The following is a 26,294-nucleotide window of genomic DNA, read 5'->3' as shown; positions in this document are numbered from 1 at the left end:
GCCTGCCGCGCGCCGCCGATCAGCGCGCACGGCTGTCGGCCGAGTGGTGCTCGGCGTATTCGGGATCGGAGGTCGTCTCGAAGCTGCGGTCGGCCGCCCAGGCATCGAGGTCGGCCACGGCGTACATGACACGGCGGCCGAACTTGCGAAAGCGCGGGCCACCGCCAATCACGCGCTGCTTTTCCAGCGTGCGCGGCGATAGGCGTAGGTACTCGGCGGCTTCGTCGTTGGTGAGATAGCGTTGAGGTTGCGCGGCAGCGGTCGAGACAGTGGCGGCAGGCCGCAAAGGAGCGGGACGCATGGTGTGAACCTCCATCGTTTGAAAACGCCCGGCCACACAGCGCGACCGGATGGAGGCAGTCTCAAGAAGCGAGAGGTTTCCGATCAGGGCCGTTTTGCGTCCGCATCAAAACGACCCTTCTCAAGCGGCGGAAGCTGTGCTAACCGGCGATAGCCGCCGCGCATCAGCGCATCGCCGCGCCGCACCAGGCGGCGCACCTTGGAGCGCAGGCCGCCATCGCTGTACCAATCGGCCACGGCCTCGGCACCGAACAGCCCTTCGCCGACATCGCGCAAGGATGCGCCCGCCAGGGTCGCGTCGAGCGCCTGCAAGGTGTGCAGCTCCAGCAGCGCGGCAGGTGTTGGCCTGGGCTTGGCGTCGGCCAAGGCTGGGCCGGGCGTATGGCGACGCGCATTCGCGGCAGCGCCGCCGCGATGGGCATAGGCCACGGCCATGCCGTCTTCCAGGGCGGACGCCAACGCGAAGCGCAGGCAATGGCCTGGGCTGCGCGCGATCAGCGCCAGCCCCTTGCCGTCGTGGAGAAGTTGCTTGTGGCCGGGGATGCACCAGAACGCGAAGGTGGCGGCATCCTGCGGCGGGTCGGCATCGGGATAGAGCTGCACCACGGCCGCATGACCAGGCAGCCAAGCGGGATGCGCGTCACGCGCATCCAAGGCCGGGTCTTCCAGCAGGCGCAAGCCCCAGCGATGCGCTGCTTCAGGCCGGCGATGACGGCGCAGCCAGTCAAGCCGGTAGTCGGGATGCCTGCGCAGGTACTCCCAGGCGAGCGCGAGCGTATCCAGCCAAAGGACGTACAGGTAAGCGGCAGTCGGATACCAATGCGCGACGTGATGGGGATCGACCATGGCGCAACCTCCCTGCGAACAGGACAGGCCGCCACGGCAGGGCTACGCGCTACATCGCCATCATCAGAACGTCATGGGGAAAAAAGATAGTTGGGACTGTCAAGACCGATTGGCTCCGATGCGTTGCGGTAGTTGTCTCAATGCTGCGGCGGCAACGCCCCGAGGTGGGGCGCCGTACAGACCAGCCTGCCGTAGCCCGCGTCGGGCATCATGTCTATTTGGATCAGACTGGTGCGGCTGCGCCGCAAGAATGCTGATTGAGACCTGCCCGGTATGACACCAGACTGAAAAAGTCACAGTGGGCTGTGCTCAGTCCGGGATAGCCCCGTCTTGCTCGGCCAAGCAGGTGTATTCCGACAGTGTGCGCGTGGGCTGGAAATAGAGATCGCGCATCACGGGCTGCTTGCGTGGCCCGACGATGCCGGCCAGCTCGGACAGCTTGACGGTGCCTTGCGCCGGCATCCCGATCCCCAGGTCGATGAGGCCCCAGGCGGTATCGCCATCGACGGGGTCGAGCGCGGCCAGCAGCCAGGTCACGTGCGCGTCCGGCGTGAACAGGCGCACCACGGGCACCGGGTCGATGGCCCGGCCAGCGGCACGGGCCGCGCCGTTGGCGAGCAGTTGCGCGCGCTCCGGGGCGGTGGTGAGTGACTGGGGCATGGTCGGCAATCCCACAAATCCAATGATGCACGAATGCTGTTCCACGTCGAAGCGCAGAACCGCGAAAACGGATGTACGCCTTCGTGCGCAAGCACGGATGCGGTTCTGTGGCTTTGCTGGAACCCGTCGATACGGATTTCCGTAAAGGCACGAAAGCGGAGAACAACAATGAACACTATAGATTGTAGCCCTATAGAGCGCAATGGGTTGTCATCTTGGTTTTTCAGGGGAACCATAGGTGGCGGCTCGGTACTCATTGGCGAAGGCTTTGAAGACAGTCAGGAAAGCGCGTGGCTTGAGCCAAGAAGCGTTTTCGGACGTGTCGAGCCGCACCTATATGAGTACCCTGGAGCGCGACCTTAAAAGCCCTACCTTGAACAAACTGGCCGAGCTGTGCGAGGTGATGGAGATCCACCCGCTCACGCTGCTGACGCTGGCTTACGCAGGCGACAGCACGCGCAAGGCCGACGAGTTGCTGGCGCAGGTTCGCCACGAACTTGAGGCGGTATTGAATTCAGACGGAGATTGAGAAGCGCCATGGCATATCGAAATGGAAACTACACCGCCTTCTACGTTGCGGAGCCATTCCATCCCAGCTCGCTGGGTGCCAATGCGACAAAAGATTTTCAATACTACAACACCCTGCGGATGTGGAAAGGCGCTGATGCGACGTTCCCCTTTGTCGATTCGCACGACAAAACTTACAGCGTCCGCGACGGCAGCGATTGGGAATATACCCTGAAGCCGAGACTCAGGGAGCGCCTTCGGAACTCGAAGAACATCATCCTCATCTTGAGTTCGATCACGACGAATTCCCGTGCCCTTCGAGAAGAAATCGACTACGGGATCAACGACCAGGGGCTACCCGTCATCGTCGTCTACCCTGAATATGCCACCAAGGAAAGCCTGCTGGTCGGTGGATCATTGAAGCAGGCGGTCAAGAACCTGTGGGGAAATCTTCCCGTATTCCGGGATTCGATGAGCAAAATCCCTACGCTTCATGTCCCAATGAACAAGGAACTCATAAAAAAATCCTTGCAGGACGGCGAGTTCATGGTTGGGAGCATGAAGGCCCCAGGCATCTACAGGTACAACCCATAATCAATCGACATATCGGAGCGAATGATCCACGTCATGGCGAAGGTCAACTTTTTTGACAGGCGGGTCATCAAGAAATTCCTTGAGATCACCGCTGTCATCAGCGGTACGCTGTCATTCGTAGTTATTTTTGTTGACGTCCCTACCGAGTGGAAGCTGAAGGCTGGCTTGGGCTTCTTAGTAATACTGGCGCTCATCTACTTGGTGATATGGCTCTGGTCGAACAACCTGAATAGTATCGACATCAATGTCGAGGGCAGCGATGTCGCGATCAAGACTGGAGACATTTTCCAGCAGCCTGGATTGAAGGCAATCGCCTTCAATGAGTATTTCGACACGCAGGTTGATAACAAGATAATTGGCGAGACTTCCCTCAACGGCGTTTTCATCCAGAAGCATCTCGGCGTCCCACTCTCCGAACTGGACCGCCACATCGAGGAATACGCTTTTGATATCAGCGAAGTGCTGGATGAGAACGAGGCCAGGAAACAGGGGAAGAAGAAAAGATATCAGATAGGCACGATCTGCCTGTACAAGGACTACCTCCTGACCGCGTTCTCCAAGTTCGACGAGAACAACAAGGCGCTGCTAACGATGCCGGAGTACCTTGAGTTTCTCATCAATTTCTGGGACAAGGTAAACAACGTCTACGCCCAGCAAAGCGTATCGACCACAATCTTCGGTTCGGGAATCACGCGGATCAAAGGACACAAGAACATTTCCGACGAGGATCTCCTGAAGATAATGCTGTGGACGTTCAGGATCAGCGAAATGCGATTCAAGTATCCCGCGAAGCTGACCATCGTGATCCACAAAGATAAGATTGACCAGATCAATCTTCTTGACATTAAATCCGCTAGGAACGGCGTGTAATTTCCAATAGCGGTTCGGAACGAGCCTGCTTCTCATAGGTGCTGACTGGATAGGTGCTGTACCAACAGCACAGCGCCCCGCCGCGATGGGCGGGGCGCTGCGACGGTCACGCCGCCTGGGGCTTGCTGCGCGACCAGATCAGGTCGTGCGTGCCGTCCTCGCCTTCGATCAGGCGGGCATAGACCGGAGCCGGGAACGAAGGATCGTCGAGGGTCACGGACTTGTATTCCCGCCCGGCCTCGCTGGTCTTGTTCCATGCCGCGCCGATGTCGTGGCCTGCGGCCTGGAGGCAGAACTCGGGGGCGTTCTCGCTGCTGCCCTTGTCGTTGGGAACCAGCTTGACCTTGACGTTGAGCGTCAGGGTGCGCAGCGTGCCGGTGAAGCCGTCTTTGTCTGCGGTGAAGGTGCCGATGTTGGCCATGATGTTCTCTCCTTTCGGTTGAACAAGGTTCGCGCCCATCGCGTCCTTGTTGTGATCCGGCCGGCGGGGGACGGGCTGGCTGCACCGCTTGCGGTCGCAACGTAGTGGAGAACCGGGAGGCGAAAAGAATTTGTCCCGCGAGGAATGCGCGCAGCGCAGGGGAAATTGTTTTCGCCGGACGGTTGCAGTCATGAAGCCCGAGGCGCAGCCGCGCCCCCGCCAGGATTCACAACGAGACAAGGACGCCTTGGGCCGAACCGCTCCGAACGGAGATAGGGCCGGCTCGGCATCCCCGCCCGAAGGCTTCTCCGGCCCGCCCCCTGACGCGGGCCAGGTCAACCACCCAACGACAGGCGAGAACGCCCTGCCACACCTTGCGGCGCAGGTCTTGAGGCGTGGCGTGGAAGCTCCATAGCGATGCCGGGCGGGTTGTCCGTGAACCGTCCTTCGTGACGTGATGGGCAGGAACCGCCAGCGTTGAGGACGGCACGCATCCGCACAACCTGCCGCAGCAAGCGCCAGCGTGTTCGCCAGCGGCCCGTCCATCGCGGCGGGGCGCTGGCTAGGCAGATCCGGCGCAGCCGGTTCGGCGGTGTTTGAGGGGCGCCAAGCTGCGCGCGGCGGGGATAGCCCGCAGGGCTTTCCCCTGGAGGCAAGCGAAGCGCGCAGCGCCGCAGGCGCGAAGGCGTGAGCAACTGTCTTGAAGGTCAAGCCACCCAAGCACGCAGGCTTGATCCAGCATAAGCGGCATTGCCATTGATTCAATAATTGATGTATCATTGAATAATGAATGAGACCCAAGCTGTTTCCGCCCTCGGTGCCCTAGCCCATGCCCAGCGCCTGCGCGTGTTCCGATCCCTGGTCGTCGCCGGCCCCGAAGGGCTCACGCCCAGCGTTCTGGCCGATCAGCTCGACGTGGCCCGCAACGCGCTGTCCTTCCACCTGAAAGAACTGGCCCATGCCGGCCTCGTCACCATCGAACAGCAAGGCCGCAACCTGATCTACCGCGCCGACTTCAGCCAGATGAATGGGTTGCTCGGCTACCTGACCGAGCACTGCTGCCAAGGCAGCACGTGTGAGGTCAGTGATTCCTCCTCCGCCTGTACCTCCTGCTGAAAGGATCTCCCCATGAAGCGCTTCCACGTCCACCTGCACGTCGATGACCTGAACCGCAGCATCGGCTTCTATTCCCAACTGTTCGCCGCGCAGCCCGCGCGCGTCGAAGGCGACTACGCCAAATGGATGCTCGAAGACCCGCCGGTCAACTTCGCCATCTCCACACGTGGCAACAAGCCGGGCATCGACCACCTGGGTATCCAGACCGACGATGCCGAGGAGTTGGCGGTGCTGAAGGCCCGCGCCGAGGCGGCCGACATGACGCTGCTGGACGAGGGCACCACGACCTGCTGCTACGCGCGCAGCGAGAAGCACTGGATCACCGATCCGCAGGGCGTGGCCTGGGAGCACTTCCACACGCTGGGCAATATTCCGGTCTTTAACGAAGCGGCGCCTGCAGCGACTTCCGCCGCAGCGTGCTGTACCCCGGTGCGCGGCAAGCCGGTGGGCGTTGCGGTGAAGCCGGCTTCCTCCTGCTGCTGATGTGAGATACCCATGACCACCGACAAGACCTACAACGCCCTGTTCATCTGCACGGGTAACTCGGCTCGCTCCATCCTGGCCGAAGGCATCCTCAATGAATTGGGCCAGGGGCGCTTTCGCGCCTACTCGGCGGGCAGCCACCCCAAGGGAGAAGTCCACCCACTGGCGCTCGCCACGCTGGAGCGGCTGCACATGCCGACCGCCGGCTACCGCAGCAAGAACTGGGACGAGTTCGCGGCGCCCGGTGCGCCGGAGCTGGATTTCATCTTCACGGTCTGCGACAACGCCGCCGGCGAGGTCTGCCCCGTGTGGCCGGGACGCCCGATGTCGGCGCATTGGGGTGTGCCTGATCCCACAGCCGTCGAGGGCACCGACGAACAGAAGCGCAAGGCATTCACGGATGCGGCGCTGACCTTGCGCCGACGCATCGAGCTGTTCCTGTCGCTGCCGATTCAGCGCCTGGATGCCATGTCGCTGCAGCACGAGCTGCGCAGCATCGGCACGAAGTGAGGTCTGCGCGATGAGTGTTGGAACCCAAACGGCCAGCCGCGTGCCGGCCGCCCCAACCATGAGCGTCTTCGAGCGCTACCTGAGCGTGTGGGTACTGCTGTGCATCGTCGCCGGTATCGCGCTCGGCCAGTTCGCGCCCGGCGTGTTCCATGCCATCGGCCGCATGGAGATCGCGCAGGTCAACCTGCCGGTGGGCCTGCTGATCTGGGTGATGATCATTCCCATGCTGCTCAAGGTGGACTTCGGCGCGCTGGGCCAAGTCAAGCAGCATTGGCGCGGCATCGGCGTGACGCTGTTCGTCAACTGGGCCGTCAAACCCTTCTCGATGGCGCTACTCGCCTGGATCTTCATCCGCCAGGTCTTCGCGCAGTGGCTGCCCTCCGACCAGCTCGACAGCTATGTCGCGGGCCTGATCCTGCTAGCCGCCGCACCCTGCACGGCAATGGTGTTCGTCTGGAGCCGGCTGACCGGGGGCGATCCTGTGTTCACGCTGTCGCAGGTGGCGCTGAACGACACCATCATGGTCTTCGCCTTCGCCCCAATCGTGGGCCTGCTACTGGGCTTATCGTCCATTACGGTGCCGTGGGACACATTACTGGTATCGGTCGGTCTGTACATCGTGATTCCGGTCATCCTGGCCCAGCTCTGGCGCCGCGCGTTGCTGAGCAAGGGCCAAGCCGCCTTCGACCGGGCGCTGGAGCGCATCGGCCCTCTGTCGATCGCGGCGCTGCTGCTCACGCTGGTGCTGCTGTTCGCCTTCCAGGGCGAGGCCATCATCCGCCAGCCGCTGGTGATCGCCATGTTGGCGGTGCCGATCCTGATCCAGGTGTTCTTCAACTCCGGGTTGGCCTACTGGCTCAACCGCCGGCTGGGCGAGCAGCACAACATTGCCTGTCCCTCGGCGCTGATTGGTGCCTCCAACTTCTTCGAGCTGGCCGTGGCCGCCGCCATCAGCCTGTTCGGCTTCCAGTCCGGCGCGGCGTTGGCCACGGTGGTCGGCGTGCTGATCGAGGTACCCGTGATGCTGCTGGTCGTGCGCGTGGTCAACCGCTCGCGCGGCTGGTACGAATGCGGCCCGGACTCCGCCACCCGATAACCAACCAGGTCACTCCCATGAGCACCGTCACGATCTACCACAATCCCGACTGCGGCACCTCGCGCAACGTGCTGGCCCTGATCCGCAACAGCGGCGAGGAGCCCACGGTCATCGAGTACCTGAAGACCCCGCCTGATCGGGCGACGCTGATGGTGCTGATCGCCGCAATGGGCGTATCGGCGCGCGCCGTGCTGCGCGAGAAAGGCACGCCCTATGCCGAACTGGGCCTGGGCGACCCGCAGTGGGGCGATGACCAGTTGATCGACTTCATGCTCCAGCATCCCATCCTCATCAACCGGCCCATTGTGGTCACGCCGCTGGGCACGCGCCTGTGCCGGCCTTCGGAGGCCGTGCTGGACATCCTGCCGCAGCCGCAGCGCGGCGCGTTCCGCAAGGAAGACGGCGAAGCCGTGGTGGATGCGGAGGGTCGCAGGGTCTGAAGACCTCCCGCACAAGCGGCAGGCAATCTGAAGTGAGGCTGGTATTATCGAATTTCGTTATCGATATTCGATATGAAAGAGAAACCTACTCCACGCGCCATGGAGCACCACGACCTGCTGTCGGGGCTGATCCGCCTGCATGTGCTGCACCACGCAGCCGAGCAGGAGATCTACGGGCAATGGATGATCGACGAGCTGGCCCACCACGGCTACCGCCTCTCCCCCGGAACGCTGTACCCGATGCTGCACAAGATGGAGCGCGACGGCTACCTCGTCTCCCGCCAGGAGCGTGAGGGGCGCACCGTGCGCAAGCTCTACACGATCACGCCCAAGGGCAAGGAAGGCTTGGCGCTGGCCAAGGACCGCATCCGGGAGTTCACCGGGGAGGCGATGCACAAATGACAGATTCCACCAACACCTTGCAGCATGAGGCCGCTGCCGCGCGCGGCTCACCCGTCGAAGTCTTCGGCGCCTTCCTCAAGCTGGGGCTGACCTCCTTCGGCGGGCCGATCGCGCATCTGGGCTATTTCCGCTCGGAGTTCGTCGAGCGTCGCCGCTGGCTGGATGACCGCAGCTACTCCGATCTGGTCGCCCTGTGCCAGTTCCTGCCGGGGCCGGCCAGCAGCCAGGTCGGTATGGCGCTGGGGTTGGGCCGCGCGGGCTGGCTGGGGCTGCTGGCGGCCTGGGCCGGATTCACCTTGCCATCGGCGATTGCGCTGATCCTGTTCGCCTTTGGCATCGCCGAGTACCAGGGGCTGGCCCAGTCCGGCTGGGTGCACGGGCTCAAGGTCGTCGCCGTGGCCATCGTGGCGCAAGCGGTCTGGGGGATGGCCAAGTCGTTGTGCCCGAACCGGCCGCGCGCCGCGCTGGCCATTCTGGCGGCGCTGCTGACCATGGTCCTGCCCTCGGCTGCGGGACAGCTTGCCGCCATCGCGGTGGCAGGGCTGCTGGGCTGGTGGACATTGAAGATCGCGCAACCCGGCGGCGGCCACGCCCACAGCTACCCCGTCTCGCGCAAGCTGGGCATCGTGGCGCTGCTGCTGTTTGCCGCACCGCTCGTCGGGCTGCCCCTGTGGGCGGCAGCCACGGACTCGTCCACGATAGCCCTGCTGGAAGGGGTGTACCGCTCCGGTGCACTGGTCTTCGGCGGTGGACACGTTGTGCTGCCGCTGCTGCAGGCCTCGGTGGTGCCCAGCGGCGTCGTGAGCAATGCCGACTTCCTGGCCGGCTACGGTGCGGCGCAGGCCGTGCCGGGGCCGCTGTTCACTTTCTCGGCCTACCTCGGCGCGGTCGCCCACGGACCGCTGCATGGCTGGATCGGCGGGCTGGCACTCCTGGGCACGATCTTCCTCCCCGCTTTTTTCATGCTGGTCGGTGCACTGCCGTTCTGGGAAGGGCTGCGCCACCGCGCGGGCATCCAGACGGCCATGGCCGGCATCAACGCCGGCGTGGTCGGTATTCTGGTGTCCGCCCTCTATGACCCGGTATGGACGAGTGCCATCCACAGCAAGGCGGATTTTGGGCTGGCGCTGCTCTCGTTCGGACTGCTGACGGTGGGGCGCGTGCCGCCGGCGCTCGTGGTGCTGTTAGCCGGGCTGGTGGGCTGGGTCATGGCGATGGGCGTCTGAATCTCATGTGGCACACCCTGACCATCCAGCTCCGACACGAAACCGCCGACGACATTGCCGCTATCGAAGCGATCACGACCGCCGCCTTCGCCGATGCGCCGCACACCAGCCATACCGAGCAGTTCATCGTGCGTGCCTTGCGTGTAGCCCAGGAACTGACGCTTTCCATCGTGGCCGAGGAACGTGGACAGATCATCGGCTACGTCGCACTGTCCCCCGTCACGGTCTCCGACGCCCAAGGCCGGAAGGCCGAGGGCTGGTATGGTTTGGGGCCGATTTCAGTCATGCCGCCAAGGCAGGGGCAAGGCATTGGTTCGCGCTTGATGGAACGGGCACTGACCGAACTGCGGGCCATGCGGGCCGCAGGCTGCGTTCTGCTGGGAGATCCCGCGTATTACGCGCGCTTTGGTTTCCAGGCCCATGCGGGCCTGTAACTGCCGGGCGTGCCGCCCGGCTACTTCATGGCGCTGGCCTTCGATGGGCCGGTGCCCGAAGGCATCGCGAAATACAGCGATGCCTTCAACGCCGCCGCCTGAGCCACCGCGAAGGCGGCGGCGTTCTGATTCGGCTGTTGGCCTTCGACACCGGGCGCGGCCACTGCCACGCCCGGATTTTGTGTTTCACCGCGCCCAGGACGGAACGGCCTGGGCGCGGTGCTGAACACGGTTATTCCTTCGTCTCGATGAGCCACCACACGGCACGCGGCAAGGCGCGGCCCGTGATGGGATGAATGTCGGTGAGGTCGGTGCGGGCCGTCCAGCCCGCAGGCGGACGATAGCCGCGCACGTCGCCTTCACCATGCCAGCGGCGGGTGCGTACCGTGCCGGGGGCATAGGTCGCCGCCATGCGTGGGCGGCTGGTCGTAGTGTGGGTCATGGGCGGTGCCCCTTCCAGCGAAGCGCCCCGGCCGGAGTCGGGGCGCTTGCCATTGGCGCGGGTCAAGCGGCCAGCGCCTCGGCAGGTTCATCCGCCACAGCGTCGGCATCCTGCTCTGGGTCGGCCTCCTGCACGGCGTCCTGCGCGCCTGCGGCCTTGAAGATGGCGGGCATCCAGCCCGTGCCATCGGCCAGCCGTTCCGCTTCGCTGGCAATGTCGGCCTTCTTGAGCTTCGCCAGCCGGTTGACCTGCTCGGGTGCGTACTCGCCCACGGCATCCAGAATCGCGGCCTTGGAAACATGCTTGAAGTAGCCTTCTGCGGTCGGCTTCCACCATGCGGCCATATCCAGGCCCACGGCCTGCGCCAGTTCCTCGCCGGGCTGGTGCGTCATGGCGCGGGGCGTCACCACGTCCACCGTGGAAGCGACGCATACGGCCAGCAGCTTGACCAGTTCGTTTTGCGACTTCGCCAGCAGCGCGGCGAACAATTCGGCGCTGTCCTCCGGCAAGGCTTCACCGGCCACCTGTTGCAGTTCGCGCAGCGCCACGGCGGCGGGCGATTCCGGCCAGTCCGGGGCCATGCCTTCCAGCCGGTCTTGCACCGTGAGGCGCACGCCCAACGGCAGGCCATCGCCGTAGGCGTCGGGCTGCAAGACGGTCTGCACCATGCCATGTACCAGCGCGGCCAGCGCGGCTTGCGGATGCCGGGCGACTTCAATTTGCAGCGCGGCGGTGCGGTGGGCGCTCAACCGCTGCGCCAGCCGATCGGACAGGCTCGCGGCCTTGGGTGCGTCGTTGTCGTCGTCCTCGCGCTCGTCGTTGGCGGCTTCGCCTTCGGTGCTGCCGAAACCGCGCCGCAGCTTGTCGAGCGCGCGCAGCGCCTTCGCTTCGGCCTCGCGCAGCAGGCCGCGATGAATGACGGCCTCGCCGTTGCGGTCGATGGTGACGATGGCCCCGGCCACGTCGCGCACCTCGGGCGCATAGCCTTGCAAGGCGTCCTCCGCGTCTTGCAATTCCCCGACCACCTGATCGCGCCGCTGTTCCAGCTTCTCGGCCTTGGCCTCGTCCTCGGCGTCGCAAGCATCTTCCAGTTCGGCGTCGATCTTCTCGAGGCGGGTTTCCAGCGAGGCGATGCGGCGGGCCTCGCGGGTCGTCGGCTCGCGGCGATGGCGCGGGGCGTTCTGGAACGCCTGCCGGTCCTCGTAGGCCAGATGCGGCACGGCCTCCACCCATGCCCAGCCCTCGGCGCGCACGTCCTCGGCCAGCGTTTCCAGCTTGTCGCGCACCAGCATTTCCAGCACTCCGGTATCGGTGAGGTAGGTTCCGGCATCGCCTTCTGCGAACAGGTCGCGGCGGATGCCGCCGTTCGCTGCCTTGTAGGCGTCCAGCCCGGCGAAGCGCACCAGCGGGTGCGTGGCGTCGATTTCGCGCTCGGTCAGGCGCTCGCGCAGCTTGGACGGGCTGCGCTGCCATTCCGGCGCACCATAGAACGCGGCTTCCTGCGCGGCGTGGTCGTCGGTGATGGTCAAGGCCATCAACTGTTCCAGCGTCACGCCACCGGCGCGATAGTCGGCCATCAGGCGCGGCGAGACGTTCGCCAGCTTCAAGCGGCGCTGCACCACCAGCGGGGACACGCCGAAATCGGCGGCAATGTCCTCGATGGGTCGGCCTTCCTTGACCAGCGCGGCGAAGGCCGCGAACTGGTCGGCGGGGTGCATGTTCTCGCGTTGCACGTTCTCCGCAAGGCTGACGGTGCGAGCCGAGGCATCGGGCACCAGCAGGCACGGCACTTCGTAGTCGGCGGGGATGCGCTTCTTCTTCGCCAGCAGCTTCAAGGCGGTCAGGCGGCGGTCGCCTGCGACGACTTCGTATTGCTCGCCATCGGCGGAGAGGATGACGATCAGGTTTTGCAGCAGGCCGATGCGGGCGATGCTTGCGGCCAGTTCGGGGATGGACTGGCGCGGGGTCGTCCGCACGTTGCGCTTGGAGCGGCGCGGCAGCAACAGCGAGAGGGGAACCAAGATCAGGTTCTTGGACGGGTCGGCCACTTCCAGCGGTGCGCCAGCTTCGATGGCGACAGTTTCGGTTTTGAGTACGGCGTTCATGGTGATAACTCCTTGCGGTTGGGATGCAGCAGCGAGAGAAGCGGCAAGGGCTGCGGCGTGCCGCTGCCGCGTCGGGATTCAGGCTTTCAACTGGCGCAGGCCATCGGCCAGCAGCCACAGGGCGCGATTCAGGCGCACGCTTTGGTCGATGCCCTGCACGGGCCGCGTGGTCTGGCGGCGGCCATTCGCGGAGCGGGCGGACAGGCCGCCTTTGGTTAAGTTCTCCTGCGTGCGGTTGAACACGCTCCACAGGTCGCGGCGGTCGTCGTCGTGGCGGCGCGGCATCAGGATTTGCGATTCCGTGATGGGCGCCGGCTTGTCCTCGTCGTACTTCAACGCCAGCGCAGCGCGGGCGAACACTTCCGATTCCCCGCTGTCGAGCGTGATGGCGCGCATGGCATCGCGTGATTCCTGCGCCCGGTCGAAGCCGTGCAGGACTTCGTATGCGCCTTCGATCACCTGTCCGGCCACGTCGCCCTTGTGCGGCACGCGCACGTCGGCCACGGTGTCGCCGCAGACAAGGCCATTGCTGCAAACGAAGCGGAACATCCCGGCCAGCATCTGATAGCTGCTGGTGCCGTCATGGGAATTCAGCAGGATGATTTCGTTGGCCTCGCGGCCGTTGACCTGGCTGGCGTGGCGCAGCCGGATCATGTGCTTGGTGTAGTCGCGGCGGTCGTCGTGGCGCACGCGGGTCTGCGTCACCATGAAAGGCTCGAAGCCTTCCCCGCGCAGTTCTTGCAGCACGGTCGCGGTGGGGATGTAGCTGTACCGCTCGGAGCGGCTTTCGTGCGGTGCCTCCGCGAAGATGGACGGGGCCACGGCCCGGATTTGGTCATCGGACAAGGGACGTTCCGAACGCAGCACCGGAGAACGGGAAGCGAAGCGGGATGCGAGTTGCATGGCATTTCTCCTTACAAAGAAAAAGGGTTTGCTGTTCACACCGCACACCGGATTCCTAGATTCGGAAGCCCAGCCTTCCGGCTGTTCGGTGCGGTCGGCACGAGGAACCCGGCTGGCCCTGTTGCCACCGTCTTTCCTGAGTTCATCGCCCGCGACGGTCAGGAGCGCGCGAACGGGTGCCGTCAAGGAGGCAAGCGCGGGGTTGGTGCGGCCCGCAGGCGCAGCCGAGGACACGGCCCTGCGCGCCTTGACGGCACAGGGGCGCGGCTACAGTCGCGGACAAGGTGATGGAGTCAGGGAAGACGGCTGGACATGGCAACGGCCCTCCCCTTGCGCTGACCGCACGGCAAGCGAAGCGCGCAGGCCCGAAGCTGGAAGCTGGGCCGGAGGCGTCAGCCGAGCGGAGCGAGGGAACGATGGAAGCCCGAAGGGGCGAGACACCGCAGGCGGCTCGATGCGCAACGCGCACGACAGCGCGACCGGCCATCTCCCTGGTGGCCGGGGACGCCCGAACGCAAAGTGGCCTTTACGATGACGCCATGCCCGAGACAGAACACACCGATTCCGACGATCCCCTGGAACACATGCTCCAGCGCTCGGAGGCCTTGCACGAACGATTCAACGAACTGCTGGACGAAGCCGAATTCGACGGCTCTCCACGCGGCGAAGCAGCTCTGGGCATGTGCCTGGTCGCCATGGAACACGCCACAGCCTTGCATGCCTTGATGGCGCTGGGCATGCCTACATCGGCCGTCAGTCTGATGCGGTTGCAGTTCGAAGCGCTGACCCGCGCCATGTGGCTCATCTATGCGGCCCCCGAGACAGCGATCGAGAAGCTGTCGGCCCCGCTCACGCTGGAGGCCGAACAGGCCGCCAAGAATCTACCCAGCGCAAAGGACATGATCGATCAGATCGGCAAGCGCGTCGGACAGAATGCGCCGGCAGCAGCCCACCAGATGCTGGTCCATTTCAAGGACATCTCCTGGAATGCCATGAACTCGTTCGTTCACGGCGGCATTCATCCCCTGCGGCGCAATGCCGATGGCTTCCCCGTGCATCTGGCCCTGCAGGTGCTGCGCAACTCGAACGGGCTGAGCACCATGACCGCCATGACGATGGCCATCCTCACCGGCGATGAAGCCATCACCAAGCCGATGAGCAAGGTCCAGCCGGCGTTCGCCGACTGCCTGCCGGATCTGCTCAAGCCCTGAGGATCAGGGCGTCGATGACGGACGCCCTGATGGCGGGTCAGACGACGACCCGCCCGGCCAGCCGCGCATCACGTGCGTAGGCGCTCAAGCGCTTCTCGGCGCGAAAGTGCAGATCACGCTCGACCGGCAAGCCCAGCCGTCCCCGCACGGTTGCCAGTTCCTGCAGACTGACCCAGCCCAGCTCCGGGGCACCCAGGCCCAGGTCGCAAAGACCGAAGGCATGGTCATGGTCGTCGGGGTCGATCTCGGTCAGCAGCCAGGTCGCGCCCGCATCGGCCGTGAACAGTTTGACCACGGGTGCCGGATCGAAGTCGGTGTCCTGTAGCGATTCGCGGCCATTGGCCAGAAGCAGCACGCGCTGCGCGTCGGTGATGAGTGCGTTCATGGTGAACTCCAGAAGAAATGCCGGGCGGGATTGCCCGCAGCCTCCGGGTCACGGCGCAGCGCAGCGGTCAAGGTTCGAAGACGGCCGCCCAGGCCGCCAGCGCATCGCCGATGCGCGCCGACCTTGACGGCGAGAATGACGTGGCACGCTGGGTGCAACAGCAAGCCAGCCTCACCCTCCGTCTTGCAACGGTCTCGTGCCATGCCATGGCACGCTGTCCACGGCACAGGAAAATCCGGGAGCCCATGCGGCTCCCGGTTGCGCGGGCTCAGATCAGCCCGCGCTCGGCAAAGGACAGGATCGTCGGCCCAGCCACGATCAGGTGATCGATGACCCGCACGTCCACCAGCGACAGCGCGCTCTTGAGCGTCTGCGTCAGAGCCTCGTCCGCCCGCGACGGCTCGGCCACACCCGACGGATGGTTGTGCACCAGAATCAGCGCCGCCGAATTGCGCGCCAGGGCTTCCTTGACGATCTCGCGCGGGTACACCGACGTCTGGTTCACCGTACCCCGGAACATCTCGACGTACTCAATGACCCGGTGTTGGACATCCAGATGGATCACCGCGAACACCTCGTGCTCCAGCGTGCCCAGCTTGATACGCAGGAAGTCGCGCACCACCTGCGGTGACGACAGCATCTCGGTACCGCGCAACTGGCCTGCCAACACCCGCAGCGCCGCCTGCAGCACTTCGGCTGGCTCGGCCGAGCGGTACTCACCCGCGACATCGCGAAAGAGCAGTGAACCAGCAGCAGAAGAAACGGCTGCGAAGGAATCGAGGGACGAGAACAGATCGTGCGACATGGCGAACTCCAGTGATCGGGCGGGATTGCCCAAGACCGGAACCGGCACGCCGCAGCGCAGCTGTCACAGGTTCAACGACGGCCGTCAGGCCGCAAGCGCACGAGTGCGCGCAGACCTTGACCGCGAGAACGGTGTGCAAGGATGAAGGGAACAGCAAGCCAGCCCACACCCCGCCAGCATTGCACTGGCAAGCGAAGCGCGCAGCGGCAACGCCGCGCAGACGTCAGGGATCAAAGCCGGATGGCCGGGATGCGGCAGGAAACCCGGGGCGCAGCCCCCGAACCCGGCTGCGGTACGCCGGAACGACCGAATATCGATTACCAGTTATTCCACAGGGATCAGCACTGAACCGCGTCCCGTACTTGGCACCAGTTCGACATACAGGGACTGTCGCCCAACGATGACAGCAAGCATGGGCCGCTTGTCTCGACGCTGCGCTGACAGTCGGTTCCACTCTGATCTGTCGAGACCAGAAGGATGAGGATGATCTTCAGGGTGGGTATGCCATTCACCCAAATAGCGGATTGTCCCTTGACTCGCCGTCCATCGAGACAAGGCGATGGCTTCGTGTCCAAACGGCATCCGCTCGAACAGGTAGCGAAACCGCTTGTCCCAGGCCGTGGGAACCGTCGCTTGCTCAATGAGCAAGTGGCCTCCATGCACGGAGCCAAGCAAAAGCCCACCGGCTTCGCAGTCGGCATCAGTGCCCTGAATATGCTGATTGAATGTCTGCAGCGTAGCTGCCGAAAAATGCAGCAACGTGCCTTTGTCGCCAGTTGCCCAGGAACCTAGGAGTTGCATAGAGGGCAATCCCGATCTCGCTGAGGATCGCAGTCGGACGTGGCCAACTGATGGGTCTGATCGATCAGCCGGGTTCGCAACGCAGGAGAGTGGACGCCGTTGATCCAATCAAGGGCCATATCAGCGCCCAGGCTGGCAGCCTGCACCGACACCGAAGCCGGAAATGGCACATACAAGCCCTCGCACCCATGGCCTGCCAAGATGTTCGGTAGAGCATCAACGGTCGAGCGAAGTTCGCTTCTTCTGTGGCTGTGCCATAAGCACCGGTAGCACGCACCCAACGCGGTCGTTCTCAGGAGCGCCCGCACAGCTGTTCCAGGCCCTTCGATCCAGACAGAAAGCATGGGGGTGGGCGCCCGATAGCGGCCGCACAGCCAGTGCCCGAGGGATTCTTCGCCGGTGGCATCGATGAGCAGGTCAAGCTTTCCCAATTGAGCCTGTCTGACATCTACAGGAAGCGCGTGAACCTCGGCGCCTGGCGACAAGCGCTTGAGTTCCCGCGCCATGGCCTCGGCCTTGTTCGACAGCAGGTCCGGAAATCCGAGGCGATGCCGCCCGATGTTCTGTGGAAGGAGTGCGTCGAAATCCACCAGCGTGAGTTTTCCGCCGCATGTGCCCGCCCCGGCCTTGACCAGCATGTCCGAGAGGTATCCGCCGATCGTGCCGCACCCCACAACTGCGATTCGTTTCCCCGCCAGCGTTCTCAAATTGGGAATGTTGCGCTGGGCCAGATACCGGTCATCGATCCGGATCACAGAGACGGGCATAACCTTCAGTCCAAAGGTTGAATCTCTGCGATCAGCGAGCTTGGCTTTGTGCGTCAACGGTTGGTGGTCAAAGAGCACAACAAAACCATACGTCATCAATGGCGACTCGATGACGATGAGGACACCATTGGCCCTCTTGCTTTGCCCCTCCTTGATTCGTTCGTGAATCTTGCGCCGACACCGAGGGTCCAGGGTGCTTTGCCAAGTCAACACGTCCCCCACGGTTTCAGGAGGCCAGTGGCTGGTCAGCGGCCGGGGCTGAGCGGTGGTCTTGACTCGGTAGGTCAGCACCGTTCTATCGGTGACCTGGTAGCCGAGCGAATGCAGCTTTTTGGTTGTTCGTTCTTCGTTGTCGGTGATGAACCAGAGCGGATTGCCATGGGCTTGCGCAACGATACAGTTCTGCCGGCCCAGATCTTCGCCTTGCATGTCCACGAAGCAAAGCCAGCCGCTCCAGTAGGCAAAGAATTCTTCGGCGAGGTCTTCGATCATCTCGCCTTTCAATATTCGCCCCAGCACGGCGGCCGCGCGTTGCAGACATGCCAAGGACTGCCCGACTGGATCGTAGATGTCCAATACCACGGTCCCCTTGGCCAAATAGCAAAGGCTGCCATCCGCACCAAGATGGGGAACCGCCTTGGGCAGTTCAGGCGGAATTTCAAGCAACCGAATGCGAGGCAGGTCGAAGAAGGCAGGGTCGAGCTGAACCTCACATGGAATGCCGTCGACCGCGCCGCAAGGGATCAACGGCCCCCGCAGCTTGAACCAGCCGTCTTCCGTCTTGCCGACGAACTTGAAGCCTTGCCGCTCAAAGGCTTCGATCACGTCAGCGATTGCGGCAACGCTGCTCATCCGGCTTTCGTTCGCCCGACCAGTTCACTCGGACCAGCCGTGGCCGGCGCTGCGGCGATGGTCGCGGCAACGGATACCACTTTGACCCGGTCGGGCTCGTTCGGAAAACGTGGACCGAACTCGCCTTGCATCCAGATGCAGGCCTGTGAAGGGCTGCCGGCGTCGGTGGCACCGCGCAGCACCTTTTCAAATGCTTCGAACGCCTTCGCAGCCTCTTCGACGCCCTCTTTGCCAAGGCGTGAGGTAAGTGACTCCGACTCTTCCACGGGGTTGTTCACCCCCGCGCGCAGCCTGCCCGGCAATGCTGCGACGACATCCAGCAGGGCTAGGTCGTCACGCCGATCCCGTTTCTCGAAGAGCGGAGCCGCAGCGGCCATCAGCAGAATCGAAGCCGGCCCGCCGCTGGGCCATCGCCAATCGCGGAACGCCTTCAAGTAGCGAATCGCGCGGCGGAACTGTTCGCCCTTGGCTTCCACCTCGCCCAGAAACCATTCCTTCACAGGCCTGGGATCCGAAGACATCCAGTTGCATTCCCGATGCGCCAGCAAAACTTTGTCAGCGGGCAATGCCGTCCAGGCATCCCGCTCTGCCATATTCACTGCCTCCGTCAGCGAGTCGTAGCCGTATCGCTCCATCGAGGCTTTCGCGAGCGTGACGAATTCTTCGTCGGGAATGGCGTACAGCGGAATGTCGATGTGGGCATACGCTGCAATGACAATTCGGATGCAGGTCGGCTTGTCGGTGACGAGCTTCCAGCGCTTTTCCTCGACCAGCGGCTTCAATGCTTCTTCTGCAGCGGCAAAGAACACCGTTGTTGCCCTGCTGGGACGCTTCGTCTGGGAGACGAAACTCAACGGCAGATAACAACCATCATCGACATCCGCCTGCTGGGGCCGCTGTGCCGGACCATTCAAAGTCTTGTACGCCCACGATCCTTGCGTGAAGAAACGCGGCTGCGGCACGTCTTCCGTGTACCCACGTTCGCGCAGCACGCGCGGAATTCCGGTGCGGAGGCAGTTCCTGACATCATTTCGGGCGCTGGCGATCCCCGCTCGTTGCGCGGGCGACAGATCCAACTCGTCATGCATGCAGGATTCGTCATCGACGGTGGTAAAGAAAAGCGGGCTCAGATTCAGCATGCGGCCTCCGGCACATTCTTGTTAGGGCCGTGATAGAAGGTGGGTGCGCCGGCCTGATGCGCTCGAAACGGTTGGAAAAGAGGGTCGCCAAGCGCGCGCTGCGCTGCATGATTGCCGCGATCCTTCAGCGTATTCGTGGCACCGAAGGAAACCCGGTCCAGCGCCTTTACGTCCTTGCTTTGATCGGGCGTGGCCTTGTCGTCGATCTGGAAGTAGTTGCTGCCCAAGGACTGTCGTAGCATGTAGTCCACCGACGACTCCTGGGCGGAGATCACCAGGTCGAAGAGCCCCCCGCGCCACTTACCGAATCCGCGGTCGAGGCTGGCGCCACCGCGGACCGTTGCACCGATCGTCATCGTGCCGATGGACAGCACCCTAACCAGGGCATTCTGTTTCGGCGCGAGGAACGTATTGACCTCATGCAGCCCGAACAGTCCGGGCGCGTTGCCGACCAGACCTCCATCCGCAAAGACGCCGCGGTCGTTACGCGCCAGCGGAAAGTACACAGGCGCAGCGGCGGTCGCCAACGCCACATCCACGATCCTCATGCGGTGGTCCATCTCAAATGAGGGATGGTGAGGCGTTTTGAAGAACTGGCCACGCCCTGTCGAGTAGTTGACGGCTGGCACGAGAACGCGGTGCTTCAAGTTGCCGATCGTGGCGTCTTGAAAGCGCTCGGTCAGCACGCCCCGCAACCCTGCGGAGTCGTGCTTGGCGGTCAACCAGAAGCCCAGAAGGCGCCGAGCGAGACTTCGGCAACCAAAGATGCGGGAACCCTGTCCTTCGAACAAGGCTTTGAGTTCAATGGCAGGGATTTCTGCGGCCAGCCCCAAGGCCAGCATCCCGCCTGCAGAGGTGCCGCAGATCAGGTCGAAGTGCGAAGCGATTGGGCGGCCCAGCACGGCTTCAAGCTCGGCAAGAACCGTCGCGGTGTACAGGCCGCGATAGCCGCCCCCAGACAGGGCGAGCACATGGTAGGTGGGCACGCCCGTCATGGCATCAGCCTTTCGGCGGGAAAGAGTCGTTGCCGTGGCTGTCCTTGTCGCGGATGCGGCCGTCGGGGCGGTGGATGACCAGTTCGGACTGCTGGTTGCGTGCGATGTCCCGTGCCGCGTCAATGGCCTGTTGCTGCGTGTCGTGCACGGAGGTTGCCCGCTGATTGCCGGCACCCTTGACGGCCCAACCGTCCTGGTGAGGAACTACGTGCTGATTTTTGCCTGTCATGGCGAATTTCCTTAAGTTGAACCATCGAGACCCCAGCCAGCCGGCCGGGTTGCCAATGACCACCGGTTGAAGCAAAATCGTTGCTCTTGCAGACAACGGGCGAGTCAAGCCAAATCAACTCTCTGCAGTCGTAGAACTTACTTCTGTTGTCTGGCTGGACAACAATGTATCAGACTTGGTGCCAAGCTGCAAAGGGTGGGCTTGGTGCCGCGGAACGCAACTGCTTCGGACCGGAAACACACCGGTGTCCGCCGCAGCCACAAGGAACGGAACGGATGTCACAAACAGGCCTGGGCGTCGCCCTCAAGACGCTACGCGAGCGCAGAACCCTCTCATTGCGCGAAATCGGTCAACTGTCATCGGTGGACCATGCCTATGTCCACCGCCTGGAGTCCGGCGAGAAGACGAACCCGTCAGCGGACTTGGTCGAGAAGCTGCTGAAGGTTCTCAAACCAGGTGAAAGAGATGCTGCGCTGGTGATGTGGCTGGTTGACCATGCTGAAGCCGATCCCCGCCTTGTCGAGTTCGTGCTGAACGATCCGTCCATCAGCATCGATATCTTTTCGGCTGCAGCGGGGGTGAGGCATCGTGGGAATACGAGGCCCGATCCCGCGACGCTGATTGCCCGGATACAGAGGGCATTCGAGGACGAGGACGAGGACGATTGAACATGGATGAGGCGGATGTCAGACAGAAAGCGCGCGCCTTTGTTGCGAAGGTCGATGCGTCCGACATCCGGCAAGATCTGACGCCCTATGTCGTCGAGGCCAACGCCAAGGTCAAGAAGGAGGAGCTTGGTGAGGGTGAGTCCGGCTACACGATCACCAAGCCGAATGGCAAGCACGTCATTACGGTGAACTCGCTGGAGACGGAAGAACGCCAGCGCTTCACCATCTGCCACGAAATTGCGCATATCGTCCTTGCGCTGGAATCGAGCCATGAGGAGGTGCCGTCCTGGTCCTATGCAAAGCGGCATCCGAACGAAATCGCCTGCGACACCTTCGCCGCTGAATTGCTGATGCCATATCAGCAATGGCTGTCGCTTGCGCCCAAGGAAGAACCTTCGCTGGAGCTGATCCAGCGCATGGCGGCATTGTTCAGCACATCATTTCCCGCCGCAGCGTCGCGATTCGCCTCCCTCAGCGACATCCCTTGCGCCTTCGTCACCATGGAGCGCGGCGCAGTACGCTACGCGGCACGCTCCACCAGCTTGCGACAGGCTGGGGCTTGGATATCTCCCAGATCCGCCATTCCCGTCGGCTCCGTGGCTCACCGCCTCCGTTCTTCAGGCAGCAGTGCCGCCGACACGGATGAGGTTGCACAAGACATCTGGTTCGACAACTGGGAAAAGGGCCTTGACCTCTGGGAGATTTCCAAACACTACGCCCGCACTGATACCACGACGTCGCTGCTGTGGTTCGACAGCGAGGACTTGCCAGATGTCGAAGTGAACCGCTTCGGTGCGCGCGTCGAAGACGATGGCGGCTTGGCGGAGCTCACGGGGCAGCTACCGTGGCCAGGGCGAAGTAGACGCCGCTGAGAAGCGGATAGTTGTTTGTCCGTACGTAACTTGCTCTTCCACTCCACAGCAAGTTGTTCCGATGGGTACTGAACTTCACCATATCTCCATACAGCAAGTTCTTGGAGTTCGAGGTGGAAAAGCTACGACAAGCATCTCATGCGACCGGCACCCACGCCCACCAGTCGCTTCCCTTGCCAGGCACCGAAGCTTACGAGGCCCTACCCCAGTTTCCGCAGCGCAGCCCTCTCCCCTTTCGTCGCACCATCCGACGTCCCGAACTGCACCAAATCGTCCCCCTCGCCGAGACGACGATCTACGAAATGGAACAGCGCGGCGAATTTCCCCGTCGCTTCCACCTCACCTCCCGTTGCGTCGTCTGGGACCTGGAAGAAGTCGAAGCCTGGATCGAAGACCGCAAGCAAGCCTCTCGATCAGGGAAGACTAACTCGCCCAGCGGACCGGACGTGAGGCTGCGCCGGCACCGCCCTGTTCGATGATGAAGTCACCATCAAATGCCTGCAGCGGCTACGCGGCATCAACCCGGACCAGTACCGCCCCCGGCAGCGCCTGTGCCATTTGCAGCGTTGCAAGCGTGACTGCAGCATCGCGGTCGCTCGCTTCCCTGCTGAAAGCCAGGCCGACATGACCCGGCCGTCCCCAGCCCACCGTGGCATCGGCGCAATCGCTATCCGCCAACTCGCGAAGAACATCCTCCTGCGACCCCACGCCCGAGTCCAGCGCATAGACCAGTATGAAATCGTGAACCATCGCGTCAACCTCCTTCGTCATCTAGCTCCTGCGATCCGCGCGAGCGTTTCGTCAAGCTGCTGGCGATCTGCTGCACGCTTGGCGGCCGTGCGCTGCGCAAGGTTGTGCAGCTTGCGCCGCACACCCGGCAGGCCGACCGCATCGGCCAATCCGATCAAACTGAAATCCGGCTTCTCATCCTCGACGGATTGCAGAAGGGCGCGCGACGGACCATCCAGCCAATGCGCTACGCGCGCCAACAGGCGCTCGCGGTTTTCCAGCAAGGCAGCCACGCTGATAGGCTCGGATGTCATCCCCTTGAAGTGGGCCTCGAAGGTGGCCTCGAAATCCCCCGGCACGCGCGGCGACAGCATCTCCCAGGCTGGCTTGGGGCTGCACGTCAGGTAAACAAGGAAGGTGCGCCAGAGCACTTCGTCCGCTCGTTCATCTTGCAGCAGCAGGCCCACGTCGAAAAGATCGCGCGGATGCTGGCGCGACAGCGCCGCCGCCAGCTTGCCGGCATAGAGATCAGCGAACGCCAGCACCTGCACCTCGGCAAAGCCGAAGGCCTCTTCCACCCGTGGCCGCACGACCATGGTTCGCACCGGATGCACCGCGCCGCGCATGACCGGCGTCGTCTCTATCTGCACGCGCGCACGGCCGCGACTGGCCACCAGCCGGGTGACCACCCCACCCTCGCCCGCCGAGGCGTGGACCTGTAATTGCAGAGGCCGGGCGCGCAGCGTATTGGCCAGTCGCCCCAACGCGTCAGCAATCAGCTTCGCATCTTCGGCATAGCCGTGTACCGGCAACCAGGCCAGATCGATGTCTACCGACAGGCGCGGCAGATCGTGCTCGAACAGGTTGATGGCCGTGCCGCCCTTGAGCGCAAAGCCCGGCTCCGAAGCCAACACCGGCAGGATCTCGACCAGCAGCCGCACGCGGTCCGTGTAGCGCTGGTCCCAATGGTCAAGCCAGGTGCTCATCGAGGTCCCCCGGCAAAGTGATCTGGTAGGTCGGATGCAGGCGCCCGCCGGGCACCAGCGCGCGTTTGCCACGGCCGAGATCAACGCCCTCCAGGGGCACGTGCGACAGCCATGCATGCCGATGGCGCTCGGCCAGGGCCAGGAACAGCCGCTTCGCCTTGATGCTGCGACAGTGGCGCAACAGCAGGCCGACCCGCTGCGGCCGCAGCGTGGTCATGGCCTGCATCAGCGCATCGGCCTCGTAGACCCCTGCCGCATCCGACACGCTGTCGCACAGTTCCAGCATGGCCCGCTCGGGCGTCGAGCAGACCAGCGCATCGGTCCCAGGTGCTGCTGAATGCCAAGCTAGGCCCGCTTCCGACAACGCCTTCTCGGAGACTTCCGCAGTGACAGGCACGGCCGGGAGATCGAGCGGACCCTTGCCCTGGTACTCGAAGCGTTGCTCCAGTGAAAGCTTGCCCACCCAGCCCGGCAGTTGCTGCGGCCCATACAGCGTGATCGTCCCGGCATCGCCCAGGCGCAGGTAGTGCTCGTGGCCCTGCAGGCCGAGCGCGAAGCGTCCCCCGAGGTGCAGCGGCATGCCCTCGCCGACCTGCAGGCTGCGGACCACACCATCCCATTGCAGCCGCCCGCCTCTGCGCATGTAGACACCACGCGCCGGCGACACCAGCCAGCCGCTGCCCACATAGCGCGCCACAAGGCTATTGGAGTAGCCGTGCGCCCGGAGCCAGCGGCTGGACACCAGGCGGGTATCCCCCAGCTCGGCCAGCAAACGGTTCAGTTTTCCTGAATTTTGAGCATCCATAGTGCTCAAAATAACAGATTTATAAACCTTCGCCAAGATAGGCCAGTTTGATAAGGGCCACAAAGGATCACTCAGAGTGATCTTTTCGCCATGCCAGCAAACCTTGCACTCGTCGCCGAGAGAGAGTCTCGATAGGGTCATCATGCGGCCCTCCCTTCACAAAGCTGCGCTGAGAACCGGGACCGATGTGTTCTCCGGCAGCAGCTTCGGCACATGGGTGCGCCCATCGATCCAGGCATCGACCATGTCCGCCCACTCCTGCAGCATGTGCCGCCGCTGCTCAGCGTACTCGGCCTTGTTGTAGATTGAGCGCGAGGAGCGCCCTTCCTCGTGTGCCAAGCACTTCTCGATCCAGTCGCCGTTGAAGCCCACTTCGTTGAGCAGCGTCGAGCCCGTGCGGCGAAGGTCATGCACCGTGAAAGGCTCCAGCGGCAGGCCTGCGGCCTGGGCCCGCGACGCGATGAGCTGGGTCACGCGGTTCAAGGTTGCATGCGACATGCAACGGGTTGGTTCATAGCGCGAGGGCAGCACGAACTTCGAGCCCGCCGCGCAGGTGTGCAACGCCACGAGGATGTCCAGCGCCTGCCGAGACAGATAGACCACGTGAGGGTTGCGCCCCTTCATGCGCTGCTTCGGGATCGTCCAGGTCGCGTTCTCGAAGTCGATCTCGCTCCAGGTGGCCTCGATCAACTCGCTCTTGCGCACCAGGGTCAGCAGGACCATCCGCAGCGCCAGGCGGATCGTCGGGTATGTCGCAATGGACTCCAACTGGTGGAACGCCAGCCGGATCTCGACCGGCGACAGCGCGCGGTCCTTCGGCACGAATGTGGCGATCGAGGCGGCCGCCACGTCGTTGGCCGGGTTGTCCACTCTCTCCCCGTGCAGGATGGCAAACGCATAGACCTGCTTCACGATGTCGCGGACATGCACCGCAGTGGCAGGAGCGCCGCGCGCCTTCACCTTGTTGCACAAGGCCCGCAGGTCATCGGCCGTGATTTCGTTGAGCAGCCGGCTCCTGAACACCGGCAGGATGTCGCGGTCCACGACATGCTTGCGCATCGCGCGCGTGCTGTCGGCCATCTTGGCGTCCGCCAGCCACTTGAGCGCTACATCGCCGAAGTTCTTGGCTGCGGTCAGCCGGCGCTTCTCGCGCTGCTTCTCCAATGCCGGGGAGCGGCCCGCAGCGACGGCCTTCTTGGCGTCGAGCAGCTTTTCGCGGGCCAGAGCCAGCGAGATGCCGCCAGAGCCATAGCGGCCGATGGTCAGGGTCTCACGGCGCCCGTTGAGACGGTAATCGTAGCGGAAGGTGACGGTACCGGCAGGCGATACCGTCACGTACATCCCATCCCGGTCAGAAACCTTATAAGTCAATGACTTAGGCTTCAGGTTGCGCAGTGCTGTGTCGGTAAGCATCGAGGTTTTCCTCCTGTTTCGTGACGGCTTTTACCGTCAGGGGTCAGGAGACCCGTCGATGCCCGGAAAGCCGCATGAAACAAGCTTTCCAGGGGAGCGTTTTACCGTCAAAGACCGGTTTGGTCTCAATAGTAAACGGGAGGGTCTTAATCAGACCTTCGGTTCTTACCGTCAACTCTACCGTCAACCCGTTTTGCTGGCCGGCGATAGCCACCGATAGCTGTCGTGACGTATTTTCTTTTAAATCAACACGTTACGGCAGTTTTTCGATAACTGGCGATA

33 protein-coding genes and 1 pseudogene are annotated in these 26,294 nt (G+C 63.3%); 15 read left to right on the top strand and 19 right to left on the bottom strand.

Features of this window, described 5'->3' with window-relative positions; translation table 11 throughout:
* Nucleotides 1-19 precede the first annotated feature (19 nt).
* The 3 genes from ACFQND_RS06625 to ACFQND_RS06615 form a co-directional block, all read right to left on the bottom strand.
* Nucleotides 20-301, bottom strand: coding sequence for a helix-turn-helix transcriptional regulator (locus tag ACFQND_RS06625; protein ID WP_003107109.1), 282 nt, complete (start codon nucleotides 299-301; stop codon nucleotides 20-22).
* Between the two features lie 83 nt (nucleotides 302-384).
* Nucleotides 385-1,146 carry a DUF2285 domain-containing protein gene (locus ACFQND_RS06620; RefSeq protein ID WP_123787488.1) on the bottom strand — a complete coding sequence of 254 codons (762 nt, stop codon included), beginning with the start codon at nucleotides 1,144-1,146 and terminating at the stop codon, nucleotides 385-387.
* A gap of 309 nt (nucleotides 1,147-1,455) precedes the next feature.
* Entirely contained in the window at nucleotides 1,456-1,806 is a 351-nt protein-coding gene (locus tag ACFQND_RS06615; protein WP_031323550.1) for a DUF2958 domain-containing protein, read from the bottom strand.
* Nucleotides 1,807-2,044: 238 nt separating this feature from the next.
* On the opposite strand from ACFQND_RS06615, the gene ACFQND_RS06610 reads away from it, so the two are divergent.
* Genes ACFQND_RS06610 through ACFQND_RS06600 form a run of 3 tightly spaced genes read left to right on the top strand, consistent with a single transcriptional unit; the run spans nucleotide 2,045 to nucleotide 3,777 of the window.
* Nucleotides 2,045-2,335, top strand: coding sequence for a helix-turn-helix domain-containing protein (locus ACFQND_RS06610; protein ID WP_123787487.1), 291 nt, complete (start codon nucleotides 2,045-2,047; stop codon nucleotides 2,333-2,335).
* An 8-nt stretch (nucleotides 2,336-2,343) separates the two neighbouring features.
* Nucleotides 2,344-2,907, top strand: coding sequence for a TIR domain-containing protein (locus ACFQND_RS06605; protein WP_016448843.1), 564 nt, complete (start codon nucleotides 2,344-2,346; stop codon nucleotides 2,905-2,907).
* Between the two features lie 33 nt (nucleotides 2,908-2,940).
* Nucleotides 2,941-3,777 (top strand): macro domain-containing protein, encoded by an 837-nt coding sequence (locus ACFQND_RS06600; RefSeq protein WP_252978782.1) that lies wholly within the window; start codon nucleotides 2,941-2,943, stop codon nucleotides 3,775-3,777.
* A 106-nt stretch (nucleotides 3,778-3,883) separates the two neighbouring features.
* On the opposite strand, the gene ACFQND_RS06595 is transcribed toward ACFQND_RS06600, so the two are convergent.
* Complete coding sequence (locus ACFQND_RS06595; RefSeq protein WP_123787485.1) at nucleotides 3,884-4,198, bottom strand: DUF736 domain-containing protein; 315 nt, start codon at nucleotides 4,196-4,198, stop codon at nucleotides 3,884-3,886.
* Between the two features lie 786 nt (nucleotides 4,199-4,984).
* Between ACFQND_RS06595 and ACFQND_RS06590 the strand changes: the two genes are divergently transcribed.
* From ACFQND_RS06590 to ACFQND_RS06555, 8 genes and pseudogenes are all read left to right on the top strand, one after another.
* The gene (locus ACFQND_RS06590; protein ID WP_123787484.1) at nucleotides 4,985-5,314 is read left to right on the top strand and encodes an ArsR/SmtB family transcription factor; all 330 of its coding nucleotides are present in this window, start codon (nucleotides 4,985-4,987) and stop codon (nucleotides 5,312-5,314) included.
* A 12-nt stretch (nucleotides 5,315-5,326) separates the two neighbouring features.
* Entirely contained in the window at nucleotides 5,327-5,797 is a 471-nt protein-coding gene (locus ACFQND_RS06585; RefSeq protein ID WP_003107243.1) for an ArsI/CadI family heavy metal resistance metalloenzyme, read from the top strand.
* A 12-nt stretch (nucleotides 5,798-5,809) separates the two neighbouring features.
* Nucleotides 5,810-6,307 carry an arsenate reductase ArsC gene (locus ACFQND_RS06580; protein WP_123787483.1) on the top strand — a complete coding sequence of 166 codons (498 nt, stop codon included), beginning with the start codon at nucleotides 5,810-5,812 and terminating at the stop codon, nucleotides 6,305-6,307.
* Nucleotides 6,308-6,317: 10 nt separating this feature from the next.
* The gene (gene arsB / locus ACFQND_RS06575; RefSeq protein WP_123787482.1) at nucleotides 6,318-7,403 is read left to right on the top strand and encodes an ACR3 family arsenite efflux transporter; all 1,086 of its coding nucleotides are present in this window, start codon (nucleotides 6,318-6,320) and stop codon (nucleotides 7,401-7,403) included.
* A gap of 17 nt (nucleotides 7,404-7,420) precedes the next feature.
* Nucleotides 7,421-7,843, top strand: coding sequence for an arsenate reductase (glutaredoxin) (gene arsC, locus ACFQND_RS06570; RefSeq protein WP_123787481.1), 423 nt, complete (start codon nucleotides 7,421-7,423; stop codon nucleotides 7,841-7,843).
* Between the two features lie 72 nt (nucleotides 7,844-7,915).
* On the top strand, nucleotides 7,916-8,245 hold the full coding sequence (locus ACFQND_RS06565; protein ID WP_015014846.1) for a PadR family transcriptional regulator: 330 nt from the start codon (nucleotides 7,916-7,918) through the stop codon (nucleotides 8,243-8,245).
* Nucleotides 8,242-9,471, top strand: a complete 1,230-nt coding sequence (gene chrA / locus ACFQND_RS06560; RefSeq protein ID WP_123787480.1) for a chromate efflux transporter — start codon at nucleotides 8,242-8,244, stop codon at nucleotides 9,469-9,471. The genes ACFQND_RS06565 and chrA overlap by 4 nt, the downstream gene beginning before the upstream one ends.
* A 17-nt stretch (nucleotides 9,472-9,488) precedes the next feature.
* Nucleotides 9,489-10,007, top strand: a pseudogene (locus ACFQND_RS06555) (GNAT family N-acetyltransferase).
* Here the strand turns inward: ACFQND_RS06555 and ACFQND_RS06550 are convergent.
* The 4 genes from ACFQND_RS06550 to ACFQND_RS06535 all read right to left on the bottom strand — a co-directional run bounded on the left by ACFQND_RS06550 (nucleotide 9,926) and on the right by ACFQND_RS06535 (nucleotide 13,355).
* Nucleotides 9,926-10,135, bottom strand: a complete 210-nt coding sequence (locus ACFQND_RS06550) for a hypothetical protein (RefSeq protein ID WP_252979110.1) — start codon at nucleotides 10,133-10,135, stop codon at nucleotides 9,926-9,928. The pseudogene ACFQND_RS06555 and the gene ACFQND_RS06550 overlap by 82 nt on opposite strands.
* A 2-nt stretch (nucleotides 10,136-10,137) precedes the next feature.
* Nucleotides 10,138-10,347 carry a hypothetical protein gene (locus tag ACFQND_RS06545; protein ID WP_123787479.1) on the bottom strand — a complete coding sequence of 70 codons (210 nt, stop codon included), beginning with the start codon at nucleotides 10,345-10,347 and terminating at the stop codon, nucleotides 10,138-10,140.
* A 62-nt stretch (nucleotides 10,348-10,409) separates the two neighbouring features.
* Nucleotides 10,410-12,452: a ParB/RepB/Spo0J family partition protein gene (locus tag ACFQND_RS06540; protein ID WP_123787478.1), complete on the bottom strand. Its 2,043-nt coding sequence runs from the start codon at nucleotides 12,450-12,452 to the stop codon at nucleotides 10,410-10,412.
* 78 nt (nucleotides 12,453-12,530) lie between these two features.
* Entirely contained in the window at nucleotides 12,531-13,355 is an 825-nt protein-coding gene (locus ACFQND_RS06535) for a DUF932 domain-containing protein (protein ID WP_123787477.1), read from the bottom strand.
* Nucleotides 13,356-13,771: 416 nt separating this feature from the next.
* Between ACFQND_RS06535 and ACFQND_RS06530 the strand changes: the two genes are divergently transcribed.
* The gene (locus ACFQND_RS06530) at nucleotides 13,772-14,566 is read left to right on the top strand and encodes a DUF6988 family protein (RefSeq protein ID WP_377412672.1); all 795 of its coding nucleotides are present in this window, start codon (nucleotides 13,772-13,774) and stop codon (nucleotides 14,564-14,566) included.
* Nucleotides 14,567-14,603: 37 nt separating this feature from the next.
* On the opposite strand, the gene ACFQND_RS06525 is transcribed toward ACFQND_RS06530, so the two are convergent.
* The 7 genes from ACFQND_RS06525 to ACFQND_RS06495 form a co-directional block, all read right to left on the bottom strand.
* Entirely contained in the window at nucleotides 14,604-14,951 is a 348-nt protein-coding gene (locus tag ACFQND_RS06525; RefSeq protein WP_123787476.1) for a DUF2958 domain-containing protein, read from the bottom strand.
* Between the two features lie 268 nt (nucleotides 14,952-15,219).
* Nucleotides 15,220-15,756: a RadC family protein gene (gene radC, locus ACFQND_RS06520; protein ID WP_123787475.1), complete on the bottom strand. Its 537-nt coding sequence runs from the start codon at nucleotides 15,754-15,756 to the stop codon at nucleotides 15,220-15,222.
* Between the two features lie 324 nt (nucleotides 15,757-16,080).
* Nucleotides 16,081-16,557, bottom strand: a complete 477-nt coding sequence (locus tag ACFQND_RS06515) for a Mov34/MPN/PAD-1 family protein (RefSeq protein WP_123787474.1) — start codon at nucleotides 16,555-16,557, stop codon at nucleotides 16,081-16,083.
* Nucleotides 16,545-18,176 carry a ThiF family adenylyltransferase gene (locus tag ACFQND_RS06510; RefSeq protein ID WP_371438664.1) on the bottom strand — a complete coding sequence of 544 codons (1,632 nt, stop codon included), beginning with the start codon at nucleotides 18,174-18,176 and terminating at the stop codon, nucleotides 16,545-16,547. The genes ACFQND_RS06515 and ACFQND_RS06510 overlap by 13 nt, the downstream gene beginning before the upstream one ends.
* Entirely contained in the window at nucleotides 18,173-19,315 is a 1,143-nt protein-coding gene (locus tag ACFQND_RS06505) for a CBASS cGAMP synthase (protein ID WP_123787443.1), read from the bottom strand. Before ACFQND_RS06505 ends, ACFQND_RS06510 begins: the two co-directional genes overlap by 4 nt.
* Nucleotides 19,309-20,310, bottom strand: coding sequence for a CBASS cGAMP-activated phospholipase (locus ACFQND_RS06500; protein ID WP_343499480.1), 1,002 nt, complete (start codon nucleotides 20,308-20,310; stop codon nucleotides 19,309-19,311). The genes ACFQND_RS06505 and ACFQND_RS06500 overlap by 7 nt, the downstream gene beginning before the upstream one ends.
* A 4-nt stretch (nucleotides 20,311-20,314) precedes the next feature.
* A complete protein-coding gene (locus ACFQND_RS06495; RefSeq protein WP_003454802.1) occupies nucleotides 20,315-20,539 on the bottom strand; it encodes a DUF2188 domain-containing protein in 225 nt (74 codons plus the stop codon).
* Nucleotides 20,540-20,814: 275 nt separating this feature from the next.
* Between ACFQND_RS06495 and ACFQND_RS06490 the strand changes: the two genes are divergently transcribed.
* The 3 genes from ACFQND_RS06490 to ACFQND_RS06480 all read left to right on the top strand — a co-directional run bounded on the left by ACFQND_RS06490 (nucleotide 20,815) and on the right by ACFQND_RS06480 (nucleotide 22,558).
* Nucleotides 20,815-21,207: a helix-turn-helix domain-containing protein gene (locus ACFQND_RS06490; RefSeq protein WP_123787442.1), complete on the top strand. Its 393-nt coding sequence runs from the start codon at nucleotides 20,815-20,817 to the stop codon at nucleotides 21,205-21,207.
* Between the two features lie 2 nt (nucleotides 21,208-21,209).
* Nucleotides 21,210-22,079: an ImmA/IrrE family metallo-endopeptidase gene (locus tag ACFQND_RS06485; RefSeq protein WP_123787441.1), complete on the top strand. Its 870-nt coding sequence runs from the start codon at nucleotides 21,210-21,212 to the stop codon at nucleotides 22,077-22,079.
* A gap of 113 nt (nucleotides 22,080-22,192) precedes the next feature.
* Nucleotides 22,193-22,558, top strand: a complete 366-nt coding sequence (locus ACFQND_RS06480) for a helix-turn-helix transcriptional regulator (protein ID WP_252978772.1) — start codon at nucleotides 22,193-22,195, stop codon at nucleotides 22,556-22,558.
* Nucleotides 22,559-22,586: 28 nt separating this feature from the next.
* Here the strand turns inward: ACFQND_RS06480 and ACFQND_RS06475 are convergent, their stop codons facing one another.
* The 4 genes from ACFQND_RS06475 to ACFQND_RS06460 all read right to left on the bottom strand — a co-directional run bounded on the left by ACFQND_RS06475 (nucleotide 22,587) and on the right by ACFQND_RS06460 (nucleotide 26,012).
* On the bottom strand, nucleotides 22,587-22,829 hold the full coding sequence (locus tag ACFQND_RS06475) for a transcriptional regulator (RefSeq protein WP_123788134.1): 243 nt from the start codon (nucleotides 22,827-22,829) through the stop codon (nucleotides 22,587-22,589).
* A gap of 17 nt (nucleotides 22,830-22,846) precedes the next feature.
* Nucleotides 22,847-23,794: a nucleotidyl transferase AbiEii/AbiGii toxin family protein gene (locus ACFQND_RS06470; protein WP_123787439.1), complete on the bottom strand. Its 948-nt coding sequence runs from the start codon at nucleotides 23,792-23,794 to the stop codon at nucleotides 22,847-22,849.
* Nucleotides 23,778-24,599: a type IV toxin-antitoxin system AbiEi family antitoxin domain-containing protein gene (locus ACFQND_RS06465; RefSeq protein WP_123788133.1), complete on the bottom strand. Its 822-nt coding sequence runs from the start codon at nucleotides 24,597-24,599 to the stop codon at nucleotides 23,778-23,780. The genes ACFQND_RS06470 and ACFQND_RS06465 overlap by 17 nt, the downstream gene beginning before the upstream one ends.
* A 156-nt stretch (nucleotides 24,600-24,755) precedes the next feature.
* On the bottom strand, nucleotides 24,756-26,012 hold the full coding sequence (locus ACFQND_RS06460) for a tyrosine-type recombinase/integrase (protein WP_123787438.1): 1,257 nt from the start codon (nucleotides 26,010-26,012) through the stop codon (nucleotides 24,756-24,758).
* Between the last annotated feature and the right edge of the window lie 282 nt (nucleotides 26,013-26,294).

It is taken from the genome of Polaromonas aquatica (assembly GCF_042659145.1).
GTDB lineage: Bacteria > Pseudomonadota > Gammaproteobacteria > Burkholderiales > Burkholderiaceae_C > Polaromonas > Polaromonas aquatica.
This window is presented reverse-complemented; position numbering and strand designations above follow the sequence as displayed.